The following is a 16,600-nucleotide window of genomic DNA, read 5'->3' as shown; positions in this document are numbered from 1 at the left end:
GGCCACGGTGGCCTCCTCACCCCGCCAGATTTACACCACTTCCCGGGACGCTACCCGCCGATTACGCGTGTGCTGGTTCCTGAGGGAAGGAGAGGGCGGTTCTTGATGGGCTCGGTGGAACGGTTTCGGGCGTTTGTTCCGCTAGGTGGTTTTGACCGACCCGCGCTGCCAACGCCCGAGGCACTTTCTATTGCTTGTCCAATAGAAAGTACCCAAAGACAAGGACACCCCGGCGCCTTGGCCCTTCGGGCTTCCCTCGTCACCGCCGGGTTGCGGCCGGGTCGGTTCGACGCGACATCGTGTCGCGCAGAACCTCGGAGCGACGTCCATGTCGCTCCGACCCTGCAACCCGTCGGCGACGAGGCAAGGCACAGGGGCCCCGGGGATTGCCAGCCGCGATTCCTAGGTGAGGGATTGCCGTTTTTGCCTGCCTGAACGCGGAACAGCCGCACAGCGGCTTTCGCGAGCAAGGCTCGCTCCCACACCACCAGATCCCCTGTGGGAGCGAGCCCCGCTCGCGAAACGCGCCAACAGCGCGTGTCCAGCAATAAGCCGCACCAAGCGAATTGTTGGTGGCACCGCATTATCAGACTCGTCGATTCCCCTTCGCCTTGCCGAGCGGCCGGGGTGCCGCAGGGTCAGCGCCACAGGGACGTGGCGCTGAGGTTCGCCGCGACAGGGAAGTCGCGTCGAACCGACCCGTCCGCGGCACCCCGGACGGGAGGGAAGCCCGCAGGGCCAAGGCGAGGGGTGCCGTTCTCTTTGGGTACTTTCTCTTGGGCAAGCAAGAGAAAGTGCCTCGCGCGCTTGGCACGTTGGGTCGGCTAGCAGCACTTGCGCCGGACGCGTGCGAAATCGCAGAAGCCAGAAGCGCTTTAAGTTCTTCTGATCTTTTTTATTCTTTTTTAGTCAGGTAATAAAACATTAAACGTGGTTTCGTGACCTCGATTTGAATCAAAGTCTTCTTGTTCGACTGTTATTTCTGTTCCGATTTTTTTTGCGACCATCTGGGCTATATAAAGCCCATATCCCGCCCCTTCTTCTTGGGCTTTGATTGCGTTTTCCCCTCGGAAAAAAGGCTGGAAAATTTTTTGCAATTCCGTTTCTTTTATTTTTGGGCCGTAGGACAAAACGGAGAAAAATATTCCTTCCGCTTCGTCTGAAACATGTATCCTTACATTGCTTCCAGCCTTGGAATACTTGAGTGCGTTATCGAGGAACGTATGTACTATTACGCCTAATGCCTCCGGGTTGGCGTATAGATGCTTGAAGCTTTCTCCGGAAAGGGTAACATTTATTCCCCTTTTGTCATACATGTGCTGGTATATTCTGAGATATTTTAAGAATAGCCCATGAAATCGGAAACTATCTTTCTCGCTTTCTTTAGTGATCCAGTCGGGTTTTAGGAGAAACTTTGCGACATTGAGCTTCTCAGTCAAAAACTTGCTTGCCCAATAAATCGCCTTTTCTTGATGTGAGGCGGCGCTTACCTTTTCTTCCAATGTTTCGTGTTTGTAATTCTTTTCAATGATTACGTTAATGTTTTGCGCAATTTGTGCGTTTATTTGTTTGTAGTCATGCACAAAAGATAGCCCTTTATTTATCTCCTCTCTTACGCAATCCATAAAGTCATCTTTGTACTGATTGGATTTTATGTACTCTTGTACGACCTCAAGTTTTTTGTTCTCAATTTCTGTTTGTTCTTCTATTGATATTGATTTTAAGTTATCAATCGCTACGGATAGGTTTTGGTTCTGTACGATACGCCTACGGTGTATTCCCATGTTCTTTTGTCGTGCGGGGCTTGTTTGGATGGCGTCTTTCGCTAGGAATCCAGATATTGTGAAGTTCTTATTTATTTTTATATAGTTAAATCCATACGAGCATAAGTATAAAGTATCATCTTCAAGAGCGTTGTGGCAGGCATGATGCTGGCATTTTTTGCATTGCTCTGGCCAATCGAAAAGGATTCCGTCGTATTTTTTTTCGTAATATATGTAAGGGAAGGGGGCTAAATTCTTCATGTTATTCCTTTTATAGCGACGACAGTCCTATGGCAACTTGTGCTGTGCTTAGAGCGAGATTGAGTTTCTGGGTGTCTATCTCTAGAGTATTTAGGTATTGATGTATTTTGTCGGTATTGTTTCGTTTTATCGATTTTTGCAGGCACTTTCTTATTTTTGTTTCGTCAGCTTTTGGATTGGGTATAAGGTTGGATATTCTTTGAACATAGAATCCTATAGAAAATCTACTTTTTAGTAGCGTATCCGTTTCTCTTTTAAAGTCTACATAGTCAGATCGTTTGTCGAGCCGAGAGTCGGCTAGGTCGAAAAAATCTTGATATTTCAGTGACCAATCCGCGTTTGAGTACGCTATTATAATTTGTGCTGGTGCGGTCTTTCTCAGGTGTTTTAGTATTCCGAATCCTTGATCATCAGTCTGTTGACTTCCCACTCCGTGGATGTCTAGTAGAATTAGGTCATAGTAGCCCGACTCTAGTTTGGTTAAATCCTCAATGTCGTCCCACTTGTCAATATTGTATCCATCCGAAACAAATAATTCTTTGTAGGGGAAGTCATCGTCATCGATTACTAAAAGACGTGCTCTGTGTTTTATTTCGTCGAGGGTAAGATTGGGGATGTCTCTTTGTTTAAAAAACACTGGCTGCTTCCTTCAGCTTGTGGTTGTTTTGGTGCAGGTTTAAGGAATAAAAAAACCCGCCTTTCGGCGGGCTGTGAATTGACACATAAAGTGAAAGCATGGGAGCCGCAAGATCAACGGTTTGTGCTGTTGTGTTGCCTCAGTGACAGTTTTCGGCGGTCGGATAAAGTGAAAAAAGGGCATCTGCAGAACCTATAAGATGAAAAAAGTGACTAGCCTGGAGGTAATCATGATCATGATCAAACGCAGAGCAGAAACATTGCCCCCCGTCTTGTGTGATCTACGATCGGCTCGAGTTCATGATTGAAGTTGGATGGCTGAGGCTATTCCTCAGCGGTTGACGTCAACCTTCTAGAACGATTAGTGTTTGGCCGTGCGCGAATTCATCGTCAAATCGCTGGTACTGCTGGTCTTCTCAGCGAACCTCACCTGGGCCGCGGAGCAGGGCGTCGGGGTATCCGGTGCCTGCGCATCGGTCGATGTGGTCTCGGTCGCCGGCAACGGTGACGAGAGCGAGCAGCACACCCCTGACACGATCTCCCACCATTGCTCTCACGCCAGTGTCCATTTCACCGGGCTTCCCGACACGTCGGTGTCGATCCCGCGTGGTCCTTCGTCCACCGCCCCCTTGGCTGAACTGACGGACTGGCAGTCCCGAGACGTCGAGCCGCGTCTGCGCCCTCCCAGAGTCTGAGCACCTTCTGATCGAAGCATTCCATTGGCCGCTGATACTGCGGTCGAGTGGGGTTCTGTGTTTCATCTTTTGATCCGAGGTTGCTCATGTCTTCCAAGACGATTCCTGTCCGCTGCCGGCGGATGGCTGCCGCGCGTGCCCCGTATGGTCCCGCGCTGGCATCACGATTCTTTTCCACGCCGATCGCCGGCGGTTGCCTGCTGATCGCCAGCGCCCTGATTGCGCCACCGGCGTTGAGCGAGACCCCCGACGCCCCGTTGACCCTTCAGGGGGCGGTCGAGGCGGCACTGTCCAACAATTTTGCCGTGCAACAGGCGGCCTCGGCGGTGCGCATGCGCCAGGGCGAGGCGGTCCACGCCGGTCGGCTCGTCCCATCGAACCCGGTGCTCTCGGCGCGTACCGCCCGTCGGGATGGCCCGGATGGCCAGTCCACCGACTTTGGTATTGCCATCACCCAGTCGCTGTTCACCGCGGGAAAGGGTGAGCTGGCAGAACAGGCCGCCCGCAACCGCCAGGGCGAGGCCGAGCAGCGGCTGGATTACCTGCGAACGACCGTTGCGGCCCAAACGCGATCCGCCTTCCTCCAGGTGTTGAGCGCCCAGGAGCGCCTCGACACCGCACAGCGCCTGATCACGCTCAACCGTGAGGTCCGTGATTTTGCTCAACGGCGCCTGCAGGCCGGCGAGGGGACGCGGCTTGAGGTCAACGCTGCCGCCATCGGTGTGGGCCGAGCCGAAGCCGAACTGGCCAAGGCTCGTCAAAAGTTGAGCGCGGCTCGACTTGCCCTCACCGAGCAATTGGCGCTGGACCCGGCGGCGTCCGTGGAAATCCGTGGCCAGCTTGAACCGGCGCCTCTGGAGATCGATGACACGGACGCCTTGTTGCGCCAGGCGATGCAACGGCGGTCTGACCTCGTAGCGGCAGCCCGCTCGGTTGCCGCGGCTCGCGACGAGCTGCGCCTGTCGAAACGCCAGTTGATGCCGAACCTGACCGTTGGCGCCTTCTACGACAAGGAGGAGTCCAACGATGTCGCCGGCGTTTCCCTCTCCGCTCCAATCCCGGTGTTCCACCAGTTCGAGGGCGAGCAGCGCTCGGCTCAGGCGCGCCTCGACCGGGCGCAGATCGAAGAGGATGCCCTGCGCCAGCAGGTCCGCCGCGAGGTGCTCATGGCGGTGGCCGATTACCGCTCGGCCCGCGAGCGGGTGGACGTGTTCGGCAGCCAGATGCTCGCGAACGCGGAAGAGAACCTCGCGTTGACCCGTCGCGCGGTCAAGGCCGGTCAACTGGGTGCGCCGGCCATTACCACCGCGCAGAACAACCTGATGGAAGTGCGCGGCCAGTATCTCGCCGCGCTCGATGACTTGATCGCGGCCGGCGCCGCACTGGAACGCAGCACCGGCGGACTGCTCCGCCTCGCGCCGACTTCCTCCACCGAATCCTGAGAGACCACGTCATGAACCGAACAAATCACACCTACCGTCGCCTGTCCTATTCGATTGCCCTCGCGCTGATGGTCGGCCTCGCCGGTCCCGCGGCAGCCGAGACCGGCGGGAAGCATGCCGACCACGAGGAGCCCAAGGCCGGTCACGAAGAGAAGGAGGCCGGCCATGAAGACCATCAGGGCCATGAAGAGGAGGAGGCCGGCCACGAGGACCATGAGGGCCATGAAGAGGAGGAGACTGGCCACGAAGACCATGAGGGCCAAGGCAAAAAAGACAGTCATCAAGGCCACGAAGAGGCGGGTGTCGATGCCGTCCATCTCACTGACGAGCAACTTGCGCCGCTGACGATCCGTACCGCGCCTGCCGAACCGGGCAGCGCCGAATCCCTGCTCAGCCTGCCGGCGACCGTGACCTTCAACGCCGACCGGGTCGCGATGATCGGCCCCCGAGTGCGAGCCAAGCTGGTTCGGATGAGCAAGGGGCTGGGCGATTCGGTCAGCGCCGGCGAGGTGATTGCAGAGATGGACAGTGTCGCCCTCGGGCAAGCCAAGGCGGCCTACCTCAAGGCCCGGGCCCGCTTCGAGACCGCGCTCTCGCATTACGAGCGGCAGAAGGCACTTAACGCCGAGCAGATCGCAAGCGATGCCACGCTGGTCGACGCGCGCGGGCGCTACCGCGAGGCCCGGGCCGACCGGGACGCCGCGGTCGAGACGCTGCGTCTCTACGGCCTGTCGCGCGAGGCGATCAAGGCAATCGATGCCAACAGCGAACAGCCTCTGTCCCGCTATTCGCTGACCAGCCCGATCGACGGCGTACTCCAGCGTCGCGACGTCAGCCCCGGGCAGACGGTCGGCCCCGAAAGCACGCCGATCCATGTGGTCGATACCGACACCGTCTGGCTCGAGATGGACGCCTTCGAGAAGCAGATTGCGGACCTAGCCGTTGGTCAGACCGTACGACTGAGCCTGCCGGCGCTCCCGGAGCAAGGGTTTCAGGGTCGGGTCGACTGGATCTCCCGCGAACTGGCCGCCGGATCCCGAACGTTGACCGTCCGCGCCGTGATCGACAACCCGGACGACCTTCTTCGGGCGGGCATGTTCGGGACGGCCTCGGTCCAGACCGACGGTCACGCCGGCGCCCTTCTGGTCCCCGTTGGTGCGGTACAGCGACTCGAGGACAAGCCGCACGTCTTCGTTCCGGGCGACGAGCCGGGGGCGTTCCGCGCCAAGCCGGTCAACGTCGGGCATGAATCGAACGGCATGGTCGAGGTGAGCTCCGGTATCGAGGCGGGACAGCCGGTGGTGGTCGAAGGCGCGTTCGACCTGATGTCCATTCTCACAGCCGGTGGCCGCAGCGCTGCCCACAGCCACTAAGGGAGGCGGCATGATCAATCGACTGATTTCAATGGCGCTCGCCAACCGGTTGCTGACACTGGTGCTGGTGCTCGCCTTGGCGGGCGGTGGCGTCTATTCCGTCCTGAAGGTGCCGATCGATTCCTTCCCGGATGTCACGCCCTCGATGGTGCAGATCTATACCAGCAGCCCCGGCCTGTCGCCGGTGGACGTGGAAACCCAGGTCAGTTACCCGATCGAGATATCGATGTACGGGCTGCCCGGACTGGATCGGGTGCAGAGCACCTCGATCTTCGGATTGTCCCGGGTGAGCGTGTACTTCGAGGACGGTACCGACATCTACTTCGCTCGTCGCTTGGTGATGGAACGTCTCGCGGCGGCTCGCGAAGAGATTCCCGATGGGCTGGGCGATCCGCAGCTCGGTCCTATCACGTCGGGGCTTGGCCAGGTTTTCCTGTACGAAATCCGCAACAAGGAGGGGGCTGACCATTCCTTGATGGAGCGGCGGACCGCGCAGGACTGGATCGCCAAGCCGATGTTGCGCACGGTGCCCGGCGTGACCGGCGTGCTGTCGATCGGTGGGCAGCAGAAGCAGTACCAGGTGCGGCTGGACCAGAATGCGATGGTCGCGCGCGACATCACCGTTGCGGACGTCCGTAGCGCCATTGTGGCCAACAACCGCAACGTCGGCGCGTCGTTCATCAATCGCGGCGGCGAGGAGTACGTGGTCCGCGGTTACGGTTGGATCGATCCGGGCAAGCAGGGCCTGCAGGACATCCGCCGGATCCAGGTCAAGCGTGGCGCCAACGGTGAGCCGGTCTACCTCGATGACATCGCCGAGGTCGGATATGGTCCATCGATTCGCCGCGGCACGCTGGTGGCCAACGGCGAAGAGAGCGTCGGCGGGTATGTGCTCAAGCTGATCGGCAGCAACACCCAGGAGGTGCTCGCGGCGATCGAGGAACGGGTCAAGTCCATCCAGACCGCCTTGCCCGACGGCATGACCCTGGAACCCTTTTATTCACAGGGGCAACTGATCGAAAAGGCCGTCGGGACGGTGGAGAAGGCACTGCTCGAGGGCATGGTTCTCGTGTTGGTGCTGTTGTACTTCTTCCTCGGCAACTTGCGTTCGACGCTCATCGTGATCGCGACCCTGCCGCTGGCCGTGCTGGTTGCCTTCATCGCCATGAAGGTGACCGGCATGTCGGCCAACTTGATGAGTCTGGGTGGCCTTGCCATCGGCATCGGCATGATGGTCGACGGCGCCGTGGTGATGATGGAGAACATCTTTCGCCACATGGAGGAGAGGCGCGAAGAGCGCGTGCCACTGACGAGGCTGGTCGGCGAGGCCGCCCGCGAGGTGGCCCGCCCGATCGTGTTCGCCATCAGCATCATCATCATCGTCTTCCTGCCGCTGTTCACGTTGCAGGGGGTCGAGGGCAAAATGTTCGCGCCAATGGCCTACACGATCTCGTTTGCCCTGGTCGGCGCGCTGGTCATGGCGCTGACCCTGGTGCCCGTGCTTTCCACACTGGTGTTCTCGAGTGACTCGGCACCCGCGGAGCCGCGGCTGGTCCGTTGGCTGCGGGCCGGGTACGTGCCGCTGCTCAAGCGTGCCATTGGGAAACCCAAGATCGTCTTCCTGATCGCGGTGGCCCTGTTCGGTTCGAGCCTGGCGCTGTTTCCGAAACTCGGCACGGAGTTCTCGCCGACGCTGCGTGAAGGCACGCTCATGGTCCGCTCGACCCTGCCGCCGGGGGCGAATCTCCCGACGTCGATCGATTACGCCGAGCGGATCGGAAAGGTGTTTTCCGAGTTCCCGGAGGTGACCGGCAGTTACGCCCGCGTCGGGCGAGCCGAGGTCGGCGGGGACCCTGAGCCGGTCAACGTGGTGGCCACGATCATCAACCTCAAGCCACTGGATGAATGGAGCAGCGGGCGTGACTACGAGGGGCTGCAGGCCGCCATGTCAGAGCGGGTCGACGAGATGTTGCCGGGCCTGGCGAACAACTTCTCGCAGCCCTTGCAGTTGCGTACCGACGAGCTGCTGTCCGGCGTGTTGGCCGAAGTCGTGATCAGCCTGTACGGCGAGGATCTCGACCAGCTCGCCCGTTACGGCAAGGAGATCGAGGCGATCGCCAAGAATGTCGACGGGGCGGTTGACGTCCGCATGCAGCAGCAGGGCGGCAAGCCGCAGGTCGTGGTCCGGCCGGACCGTGAGCAACTGGCCCGCTACGGCATCCCGCTGGACACCGTGCTAAAGACGCTGGAAACCGGCGTGGGCGGTGCCACCGCCGGGCAGGTGTTCGAAGGCGTCCGCCGTTTCGACATCTTCATGCGCTTGAAGGAGCAGAGTCGTGACCAGGTGGATCAAATTGCCAATATGCAGTTGCGCACCGACGACGGCGCGCTGATCCCGCTCTCGCGGGTGGCGGATGTCGAAACCATCGTCGGGCCGAAGAAAGTGTCACGCTCGAATGCCAGTCGTCGCGTCTATGTGCAGCTCAACGTGCGCGGCCGTGATATGGGCGGCGTGGTTCAGGACATCCAGCAGCGCGTCGCCGACGAGGTGGACTTGCCGGCCGGCTACTACGTCGAGTACGGCGGCCAGTTCGAGAACCAGCAGCGAGCGATGAAGACGCTTTACGTGGTGGTGCCGATCACCCTGGCGCTGATCTTCCTGATGCTGTTCTCGGCGTTCGGTAGCTTGCGTTACGCCACGTTGATCTTCCTCAACGTGCCGTTTGCCGTCACTGGCGGGATATTCGCCCTGTGGATATCCGGGTTGTACCTGTCGGTGCCCGGTGCCGTGGGCTTTATCGCCGTGTTCGGCGTGGCGGTGCTCAACGGCGTAGTGATGGTGTCCTACATCAACCAACTGCGTGAACGGGGCATGGAGATTGCCGACGCGGTGCGCACTGGGGCCGAGCACAGGCTGCGTCCGGTCCTGATGACCGCCTCGGTGGCCATTCTGGGTCTGATTCCATTGCTTCTGGCTAATGGCATCGGCTCGAACGTCCAGCGCCCGCTTGCCGCGGTGGTGATTGGCGGCCTGGTGACCTCGACACAGCTGACGTTGCTTGTCCTGCCAAGCGTGTATCGCTGGTTTGCCGTGCCGCGGCGTGACGTCGACGTCTAACCATAGGAGACCGACCATGAAGGAAATCAAGGCCTACATTCGCCAACCCATGACCGATGCGGTCGTGGATGCCTTGGAGGCCATGCCGGGGATTCCCGGCGTGGCTGTCACGCCCACCTACGGATTTGGCCACGTCGTCGATGATGGTCAGACGGCACGCGTGGAGATGACAAGACTGGAGATCGAGGTGCCCGACGCGATCGCCGACTCGGTGGTGGATTGCGTGCGCGAACACGCCCGCACCGGGGCGGGGCACGTCGGTGATGGCCGGATTTACGTCACCGAGCTCGCGCGCGCCGTTCGCATCGCGGACGGCGCCGAAGGCGAGGCGGCCTTCTAAAAGGCTTCTTCCGGTCTTCGCGTGAAGCGCGTATCGATATGACCCCGCCACTTGGTTGACCCGGAACGCTCAGGACGACGTTCCTGGATCGAACCTGGCGGGGTCTTTTCGTTCCTAGATCTCCCCGACGTTCAGCGAGCCCTCAGGCTCAGTCACTGGCGGCCATCCAGCGTGGTGACGAGGTTATCGTCGGGCCGAGGAACTTTTGCCGGGATCATAGTCGGCGACACGCCGGCCCACTATTCGTGATTCAACAGAGTTCATACTGTTGGGTCATCAGATGACACGAGAAGGATCACGCATGGGACATCATCACGATCATCCCCACCTTGACCCGAGTTCTGGCGATCGTCGAGTGAGCATCGCCATCTGGGCGAACGGCATACTCACCGTTGCCCAGATCGTCGGGGGCATTCTCGCGGGAAGCCTCGCGCTGATCGCGGATGCGCTCCACAATTTCTCCGACATGGCAGCCCTTGTTATTGCCTACGCTGCCCGCAAGATCGCGCGACGCCCGCCAGATGCGAAGATGACGTTTGGCTACGCCCGAATCGAGATCGTCGCCGCCCTGATCAACTACACCACCCTGATCCTGGTTGGCGCTTACCTGATTTACGAAGGCGTGATGCGACTGATCGACCCGCCCGAGATTCAGGGCTGGATCATCGTGATCATCGGCATGGTTGCTCTTCTCGTCGATGCGCTAACGGCCTTGCTCACCTGGTCGATGCAGAAACACAGCGTCAACATTCGCGCGCTTTTCCTGCACAACCTCTCCGATGCACTTGCATCCATTGCCGTCATCGTCGGCGGGGCACTGATCCTGCTGTACGACATGCGCTGGGTGGACCCCGCGATCACGATCGGTATCGCGCTCTATATCCTTTATCTCGCCTTTAGCGAGATCGGGGGACCGATCCGGACGCTGATGCTGGGTTCGCCGCCCGATATCGACGGCCAGTCAGTGATTGAAACCCTGCGTGGCGTCGACGGTGTCCATGATGTTCACCACGTTCACCTGTGGCAGATGCAGGAGAACGCCGCCGCACTCGACTGCCATGTGGTTGTCAAGGACGCGGATTGGTCGCGACTCGAGGCAATCAAGGCGGATATCAAGGATCGGTTGAAGACACGCTTCGACATCGGCCATTCCAGCCTGGAATTCGAGCACATCGATCACGCCCACCAGGGTGCCAACCTTTATGGGCATGAGTGACCGGCCCATGAGCGCTCGAGTCGCCGGAATCGTCCCGGGGGCTCATCCATTCCGGGGGCGGATGGGCCCGGGGTAATGCGCTGTCGTTACCCCGAATTCCGCAGGAAATCGTGTTCGAAACGGTCGATCGGGCGGCCGGGCAAGGTTCGGTCGCAAGTCGTCTTGGCTTCTATTGGTCGATTGCGTCGGGGATCAGGCGGTTGGGAATCCAGTGCAGGTAGGCGGCCATGCCGAACAGCTCGATAAGCGACTGGAAAACGATCACCACGACCGCTGCCTGCCAGGCCTCGGGCAAGGCCAGGGCGATCGGTAGCATGACGAACGAGTTTCGGGTGCCGAAGCTGAAGGCCAATGTCCGGGTGGGCCGGTCGCGAAGACCGAAGAGCCGGCCGAGCCACTTGCCCAGAAAGACGGCGGCAACCAGGTAGGCGACGAAAATCAGGGCCACCTGGATCAGTACCCCGGTGAGACCAGAGATCGTCGCGACCTGTGAGGCGGCAATCACGAAGACGACCATTGCCAGCAGCGGAACGGGGAGCAGGCCCAGCCCCTCGACCAGCGCCGTGGCCCTCGGCCGACGCTCGGCCAATCTCTCGGTGATCCAGGCGAGCACCAGGGGGGCGAGGATCAGCCCGGCGAAAGCGGTCAGCAGGTGGGTGCTGAGTGCGGCCTCGACCAGGTTGCTACCGAGAAACAGCCACAGGTAGACCGGCAACGCCAGCAACTGCATGAGCAGCAAGACGGGCGTGGAGGCAATCGCCCGGCCGGTATCGCCCCGACCGAGGTGGGTGAAGCTGATAAACCAGTCGGTGCAGGGGACGAGGAGTACCAGCATCACGCCGAGCTGGACGGCCGGGGCCAGCGGCAGGTTGGACACCAACCCGCCGACCAGCAACGGGATCACCACGAAATTGCCGACCAACAGGGCTCCCAGAAAGCGCACGTCGGTCAGCCCGTGACCGACGTGGAGCAGAGGCACTTGCGTGAAGGTGGCGTACAGCAGGGCGCCGAGAAGCGGCCAGAGCAGTGGGTCCAGCCGGGCGGCGGCCTCGGGTTGGCCAAGACCCAGCCCCAGGCCCGCCGAGATGGCGATGAGGTAGACCCAGACCTGATGGCGTTCCATCCAGTCGCGCATTGCAATCGATCGTCCAAATAGCGGCATGATACGCCTGCGCACGACATCGAGGCCGGTGCTTTCGTTTCGGACGTTGGCCGGGGGTGGTGTGGGGGCGCCCAGTGCTCGGCAGAATGGGTTCGATTGCATCAAGCGATTCCACAACCCGACAGTCCGGCGGCGGACTCAGGCATACGGCAACGCATCGCACTTAACCCAACCGTCCGTGAAAACGGGGTAGAACCCCTGGGAAACCGGGAGCGATTGCAGGTTGTAATTACAGGGCTGCCGGGGCTTGAGATTGACATCAACTTTCCAGGTCTTGAAACATCGTCTCCACATCATCGAAGCGTGCTCCCCGACCTTCCTCAAGCTCATTCATCGCCCTGATCGTGCGGTTATTCGGAGTTTTAACCGCAAACGGCAACTGCTTCTCGTCGGCGACGTATTGCATCAACATCCGAATGGCGTCGGAAACAGACAGGCCCATGTCGTTCAGGGCAGCTACCGCTCGCTTCTTTGTCTCTCCATCGATTCGAGCTCGTACGTACGCGTCGGTATTCATCGAGGGCTCCCGTTTTCCTTGATGCGGCTGTTGAAGGCCGGGCTGGTCGTGATGAGATCACAAGGTTAGGTAGCGACTCCGTACTCGTCGATCTCACGTAGTCTCGCTGGCCCAACGCCGTCGATCTGTCGAAGGTCTTCAAGGCCCTGAATGGGCCGCAACCGGACGAGGTCCTCGGCTCGTTCCGGACCGATGTGCGGTAGATCCTGGAGTTCTTCGACCGACGCGGTGTTCAGGTCGATCGGAGTTGCGCCGACTGCTGTGGTTGACCTCTCTGGCCTGACCGGTCCTTCGGCGATGGTGTCGCTGGGTGCATCGACCTGGAGCCGCAGCCCGGCGAAATCGGCGTATACCTCCAGCATGCGTTCCTGGAGAACCGTTCGGCTTTCCGACGCCAACAGGGTCTCGTCGATGTCGAGAAGGATCTCGGCTCGATTCTGGCTATCGAGTCGCGTTGATATCTCGTGGGCGATTCCGGCAAGGAAGGCGAGGTGCCAGTCGCCGTCAGTGCTGTCTCGTTCGACGGCACGGAGCAGGGTGCTGGATCGTTGCGACTCCTGTGGGTCGTCGCCGTCGTTTTTGGAGGCGTCCTGGTTGACTGATTTACCCAGGCCCCACTGGGTGAAGATCAGCCAAACCATCGACTTCAGCTCATCGTTGCTCGCCTCACCCAGTGCTCGAAAAAGACTGGGGTCGAGCCGTTTCTGCCGTCGACGTAGCCACTTGTTACGAATGGTTCGTTTGACGCTTTTGAGTGCCGGCGGCGTCTGGCGGATTGCCCATTGAATGACACCGGCCAGCCACGCCAACAACTGCATCAGGATGCGCAGCCCGGTGACCGCCGCCCGCAGCAACATGCCGATGGCCGCAAAGCCAAAGTAGATCGACTGGAGTATCACGGCATTTCGACCGCGCACCTGCACGCCGGCGATCTTGGCCGAGGAGCGGTTGGGCTTGATCCAGTTGAAGGTCCCCAGTTTGTTACGGGTGGAGGCGGTCAGTCCGGTCTTCGAGAGGTTGAGCTTGGTTGGGCCGCGACCATAGCGCCCGCGGAGGATGAACCGTCCGTTCTGTAAGGCGACCTGGGTGTCCTTGACCGGCGTGGCCGAGACGCGAATGCCTTGTGCCGTGTTGCCGGTGAAATTGACTCCGGCCGCCTTCGTTTGGGCACGCAGGGCGACACCACCCGTTCGGCTGGCCCGCAGGTAGCGTCCGCGATGTTCGATGCGGGCCTGACGGCCGTCGGCGTCCCTCTTGCCGAGGTTGAAGAAGCTCATTGTTTGCTCGGGCTGTCCGTCTCCTCGAGATAATTCAGTACCGTTCGGATCGCCACGAAGAGCAGTATGTAGAAGATGGCCTTGAGTTCCAGGGCCGGGGCCCAGCCGATCAGCAGAGACGACCATTCGCTGCCGCTATCCCGCTCGATGATTGAAGCGGCCATCCAGAGGGCGCAGGCAAGAGAGAAATAGCTCACATGAGAGGCGATCTGCATCATCTCCCGCCTCGTTTTGCCGTTCATCGGCCGTGTTTCGTGTTGATTCGCCATGGTGTTTCTACTCCGTTGGTTGCTTGTGGAATGCGATCAGAACCAGCGGTTGTCGTGTCCGACATCCAGTTCGATGTTTCGGGCCACTGCCTGCAACGCAGCGAACACGCTCAAGTACATGATCGCCTTGATTTCGGGCCCGGACGTCTCCCAGACGAACCATGCAGGAAGCGAGATCTCCGCGTTCTGGTGGAGAAGCACCGAGGCGGTGTAGAGCGAACATCCCAGGGCAAAGTACGACGCCTGCCGGAGCAATGTCGCCTTCTCCAGTGCGCGTTCGACTTGTTGGTCGTGGTCGTCGACAGAATTCATTGGTTGTCCCTCGTGCTTTGGGTGGAATCACCGAACCGTGGCCGGTGATATCTCCAACCTAGCGCGAGATCGGACATCGGCTAATTAATGCGTGGGACACTTCTCATGTCGTCGTCGATGGGACAGTCGTGCGTTCGTGCCGAGGCACTTTTGGCTCTTGGTAGGACGGGGAAAAGCTCGTGTTGAGATCGATCAGGAGGGTTGCGCGGGTACCGGGTCGATCAGATCGGCCCCTTCGCTGTCCGCTCGGTTGACCGCTGGGCTAACCCGATAGGTCTCGAATTCCTCGATCGGTTCATGGTGAACCTGTTCGCGGAGTTCGTCCGGATCCTCGAATCCCGGCGCAAGCCACGCCGGAATGCTGTCACGGGTGAGCACCAACGGCATGCGGTCGTGGATGGTCTTTGCCATGCCGCGCGCCGGCTCGGTGATGATTGCCATGGTGAGGTTGTCATCCTTGCCCTTGGCCAGCAGCCCGGCGAAGGCAAGCGGGGTGTCGTCCCGGCGATGGAAGTACCAGGGCAGCTTCTTGCCGTGGCTTTCCGTCCACTCGAACCAACCATCGGCCGGCACCAGGCAGCGATGGTGACGAAAGCTACCCAAAAAAGTAGCGGCTGTTCCGGAGGCTCTCGGCCCGGGCATTGATCGGCGTGGGCGCTTTGTCACCCGCCCAGTGCGGGTGAAAACCCCACTGAGCCTGAGTGGCGATCGGATCGCCGCTGTCGGGGTCCGTGGCGATCACTGGCACCGGCCGACCGGGTGCGACGTTGTACGCGGGGTCCCAGTCGAGGTCGACAGGCAATCCCAGTGACTGCGCCACCCTCATTGGGGCGGTATGCAGGGCATAGCGACCACACACGGCCTAGACCCCCGGACTCGCAAACGTCCTAACAGCAGGCAAGAAAATCGGCAAAAGGTATCTTGCTAACCTCACTGCCCTCGGCCTCGAGGCGCATCGACCTCGCCGGTGTCGATCAGGTGGCGGTGCAGTCGGTCGGCCAGCGGACCGATTACCTGAAGGAAGAGTAGGCCTAGGGCGCAGACAAACAGCCCCGTGATCACGATGGTCCATGACAGTACCGACATCAGTGCCCTCCAGTGTTTGGGAGTCAGGACAAGATGGGAGCCGAGAGAACGATTATTTCCCTCTGCGGCCACGCGATTCGCCGGGCTCGAGCGCCGTCCTTGACGATCCATCCGACTGCGCCTTCCCGTCACGATCCATCCTGTTTGCGTACCGAACCAATGCAATCGCCATCAATATAGCGATTGCGAGAAATGCAAAGCCGATAAGTAATCCCTTCAGCATTGATCGTCGAGCCTCTCAAAAGAACGTCGACGTTCCCGCTCTCGATTACGCTCATGGGCAATCTTCTTGTCCACGGCCCGCTCAATGAGCGCGAGAACGCCGACCAACAGGAAGGTCAGCAAAACGCCAACGAGCAATGAGATCATCCATCCTGACATGTCTACCCCTTTGGCTGAACGTCGTTGCGCCGTTCTTGCTCACGTTCAGCCCGAATCCGCTTGATGATGGCCCGTTCGATCAGCAAGGCCAGGCCGAAGAACACCGCGGTCATCGCCATGCCTACCAGCAATGTTTCCATCCAATCCGACATGGTCGCCTCGTTGCTGCTGACGCTGAGTCAGCTTTTTGGTCTTTACTCGATGATAGCGCGTCTAGTCTCGACGCCGGTTGGCCGGCCCGGTTGGCTCATTGCCCAGCGTCCCGGGTTTCGAAGCGAGAGCCTCGCTGCTCGGAGGCCACTGATCGTGCAGCACCTCGATGCCAGCTTGCAGGGCGTCCCTTGCCACGTCATCGATGCTGATGTGGCGGCTGTCAGCTAGGTGGGCGAGGGCGGCTCTTTCGCCATCGTTGACCGGGATTACCAGCATGCCGCTCGTGCCGGCGCGTCCTGCCCATTTTCGGTCGCGTCCTTGTACCCAGTCGGCCAAGGCAAACAGCCCGATCGTGAAGGCCGCAAGCCAACCGGTGCCGGCGATGAATGCGATCCACGCATCGTTCATGTGTCCATCCTCCACTGTTTGACCTTGTGCCCTCGCATGACCGTTGCCACCAAATTATGGGATCCAGCCGAATCCGCTATTAATTTCGATCGGAGACAATGGTTGATCCACAGGGCGACACTCCCTGTCGCACCATGGTAGCGTCCCGGGAAGTGGTGTAAATCTGGCGGGGTGAGGAGGCCACCGTGGCC

The 16,600-nt window shown here is 59.9% G+C and carries 18 protein-coding genes; 6 read left to right on the top strand and 12 right to left on the bottom strand.

The window, feature by feature from the left end; all coding sequences use genetic code 11:
• Nucleotides 1–905 precede the first annotated feature (905 nt).
• Together D5687_RS10505 and D5687_RS10500 are read right to left on the bottom strand one after the other, a co-directional pair.
• Complete coding sequence (locus D5687_RS10505) at nucleotides 906–2,024, bottom strand: sensor histidine kinase KdpD (RefSeq protein ID WP_125199734.1); 1,119 nt, start codon at nucleotides 2,022–2,024, stop codon at nucleotides 906–908.
• 10 nt (nucleotides 2,025–2,034) lie between these two features.
• Nucleotides 2,035–2,661: a hypothetical protein gene (locus D5687_RS10500; protein ID WP_125199733.1), complete on the bottom strand. Its 627-nt coding sequence runs from the start codon at nucleotides 2,659–2,661 to the stop codon at nucleotides 2,035–2,037.
• 373 nt (nucleotides 2,662–3,034) lie between these two features.
• Here D5687_RS10500 and D5687_RS10495 point away from each other — a divergent pair, with 373 nt between their 5' ends.
• The 6 genes from D5687_RS10495 (at nucleotide 3,035) to D5687_RS10470 (ending at nucleotide 10,844) form a co-directional block, all read left to right on the top strand.
• The gene (locus tag D5687_RS10495) at nucleotides 3,035–3,355 is read left to right on the top strand and encodes a hypothetical protein (RefSeq protein ID WP_125199732.1); all 321 of its coding nucleotides are present in this window, start codon (nucleotides 3,035–3,037) and stop codon (nucleotides 3,353–3,355) included.
• An 86-nt stretch (nucleotides 3,356–3,441) separates the two neighbouring features.
• Nucleotides 3,442–4,797, top strand: a complete 1,356-nt coding sequence (locus D5687_RS10490; RefSeq protein ID WP_125199731.1) for a TolC family protein — start codon at nucleotides 3,442–3,444, stop codon at nucleotides 4,795–4,797.
• Between the two features lie 11 nt (nucleotides 4,798–4,808).
• On the top strand, nucleotides 4,809–6,170 hold the full coding sequence (locus tag D5687_RS10485; protein WP_125199730.1) for an efflux RND transporter periplasmic adaptor subunit: 1,362 nt from the start codon (nucleotides 4,809–4,811) through the stop codon (nucleotides 6,168–6,170).
• A gap of 10 nt (nucleotides 6,171–6,180) precedes the next feature.
• On the top strand, nucleotides 6,181–9,288 hold the full coding sequence (locus tag D5687_RS10480; RefSeq protein WP_125199729.1) for an efflux RND transporter permease subunit: 3,108 nt from the start codon (nucleotides 6,181–6,183) through the stop codon (nucleotides 9,286–9,288).
• 16 nt (nucleotides 9,289–9,304) lie between these two features.
• Nucleotides 9,305–9,628 (top strand): P-II family nitrogen regulator, encoded by a 324-nt coding sequence (locus D5687_RS10475; protein ID WP_125199728.1) that lies wholly within the window; start codon nucleotides 9,305–9,307, stop codon nucleotides 9,626–9,628.
• A gap of 301 nt (nucleotides 9,629–9,929) precedes the next feature.
• The gene (locus D5687_RS10470) at nucleotides 9,930–10,844 is read left to right on the top strand and encodes a cation diffusion facilitator family transporter (protein ID WP_125199727.1); all 915 of its coding nucleotides are present in this window, start codon (nucleotides 9,930–9,932) and stop codon (nucleotides 10,842–10,844) included.
• Between the two features lie 169 nt (nucleotides 10,845–11,013).
• Here D5687_RS10470 and D5687_RS10465 read toward each other — a convergent pair whose 3' ends face one another.
• From D5687_RS10465 to D5687_RS10430, 10 genes are all read right to left on the bottom strand, one after another.
• A complete protein-coding gene (locus D5687_RS10465) occupies nucleotides 11,014–11,979 on the bottom strand; it encodes an arsenic resistance protein (RefSeq protein ID WP_125199726.1) in 966 nt (321 codons plus the stop codon).
• A gap of 286 nt (nucleotides 11,980–12,265) precedes the next feature.
• Nucleotides 12,266–12,523, bottom strand: coding sequence for a type II toxin-antitoxin system RelB/DinJ family antitoxin (locus D5687_RS10460; protein ID WP_125199725.1), 258 nt, complete (start codon nucleotides 12,521–12,523; stop codon nucleotides 12,266–12,268).
• Between the two features lie 65 nt (nucleotides 12,524–12,588).
• Nucleotides 12,589–13,800 (bottom strand): helix-hairpin-helix domain-containing protein, encoded by a 1,212-nt coding sequence (locus D5687_RS10455; RefSeq protein WP_125199724.1) that lies wholly within the window; start codon nucleotides 13,798–13,800, stop codon nucleotides 12,589–12,591.
• Nucleotides 13,797–14,069 carry a hypothetical protein gene (locus D5687_RS10450; RefSeq protein ID WP_125199723.1) on the bottom strand — a complete coding sequence of 91 codons (273 nt, stop codon included), beginning with the start codon at nucleotides 14,067–14,069 and terminating at the stop codon, nucleotides 13,797–13,799. Before D5687_RS10450 ends, D5687_RS10455 begins: the two co-directional genes overlap by 4 nt.
• Before the next feature lie 36 nt (nucleotides 14,070–14,105).
• A complete protein-coding gene (locus D5687_RS10445; RefSeq protein WP_125199722.1) occupies nucleotides 14,106–14,381 on the bottom strand; it encodes a hypothetical protein in 276 nt (91 codons plus the stop codon).
• A gap of 192 nt (nucleotides 14,382–14,573) precedes the next feature.
• Nucleotides 14,574–14,984, bottom strand: a complete 411-nt coding sequence (locus D5687_RS11490; RefSeq protein ID WP_158611865.1) for an SOS response-associated peptidase — start codon at nucleotides 14,982–14,984, stop codon at nucleotides 14,574–14,576.
• On the bottom strand, nucleotides 14,977–15,240 hold the full coding sequence (locus D5687_RS11555; RefSeq protein WP_125199720.1) for an SOS response-associated peptidase family protein: 264 nt from the start codon (nucleotides 15,238–15,240) through the stop codon (nucleotides 14,977–14,979). The genes D5687_RS11490 and D5687_RS11555 overlap by 8 nt, the downstream gene beginning before the upstream one ends.
• Nucleotides 15,241–15,311: 71 nt before the next feature.
• Complete coding sequence (locus D5687_RS11310) at nucleotides 15,312–15,467, bottom strand: hypothetical protein (RefSeq protein WP_158611863.1); 156 nt, start codon at nucleotides 15,465–15,467, stop codon at nucleotides 15,312–15,314.
• Nucleotides 15,468–15,850: 383 nt separating this feature from the next.
• Nucleotides 15,851–16,000, bottom strand: a complete 150-nt coding sequence (locus tag D5687_RS11305) for a hypothetical protein (protein ID WP_158611862.1) — start codon at nucleotides 15,998–16,000, stop codon at nucleotides 15,851–15,853.
• Nucleotides 16,001–16,061: 61 nt separating this feature from the next.
• Nucleotides 16,062–16,409, bottom strand: coding sequence for a hypothetical protein (locus D5687_RS10430; RefSeq protein ID WP_125199719.1), 348 nt, complete (start codon nucleotides 16,407–16,409; stop codon nucleotides 16,062–16,064).
• Between the last annotated feature and the right edge of the window lie 191 nt (nucleotides 16,410–16,600).

Origin of the sequence: Guyparkeria sp. SCN-R1 (assembly GCF_003932495.1) — a bacterium.
Taxonomy (GTDB): Bacteria; Pseudomonadota; Gammaproteobacteria; order Halothiobacillales; family Halothiobacillaceae; genus Guyparkeria.
Note: the sequence above shows the minus strand (reverse complement) of the source record. Positions and strands in the feature narration are given on the sequence as shown.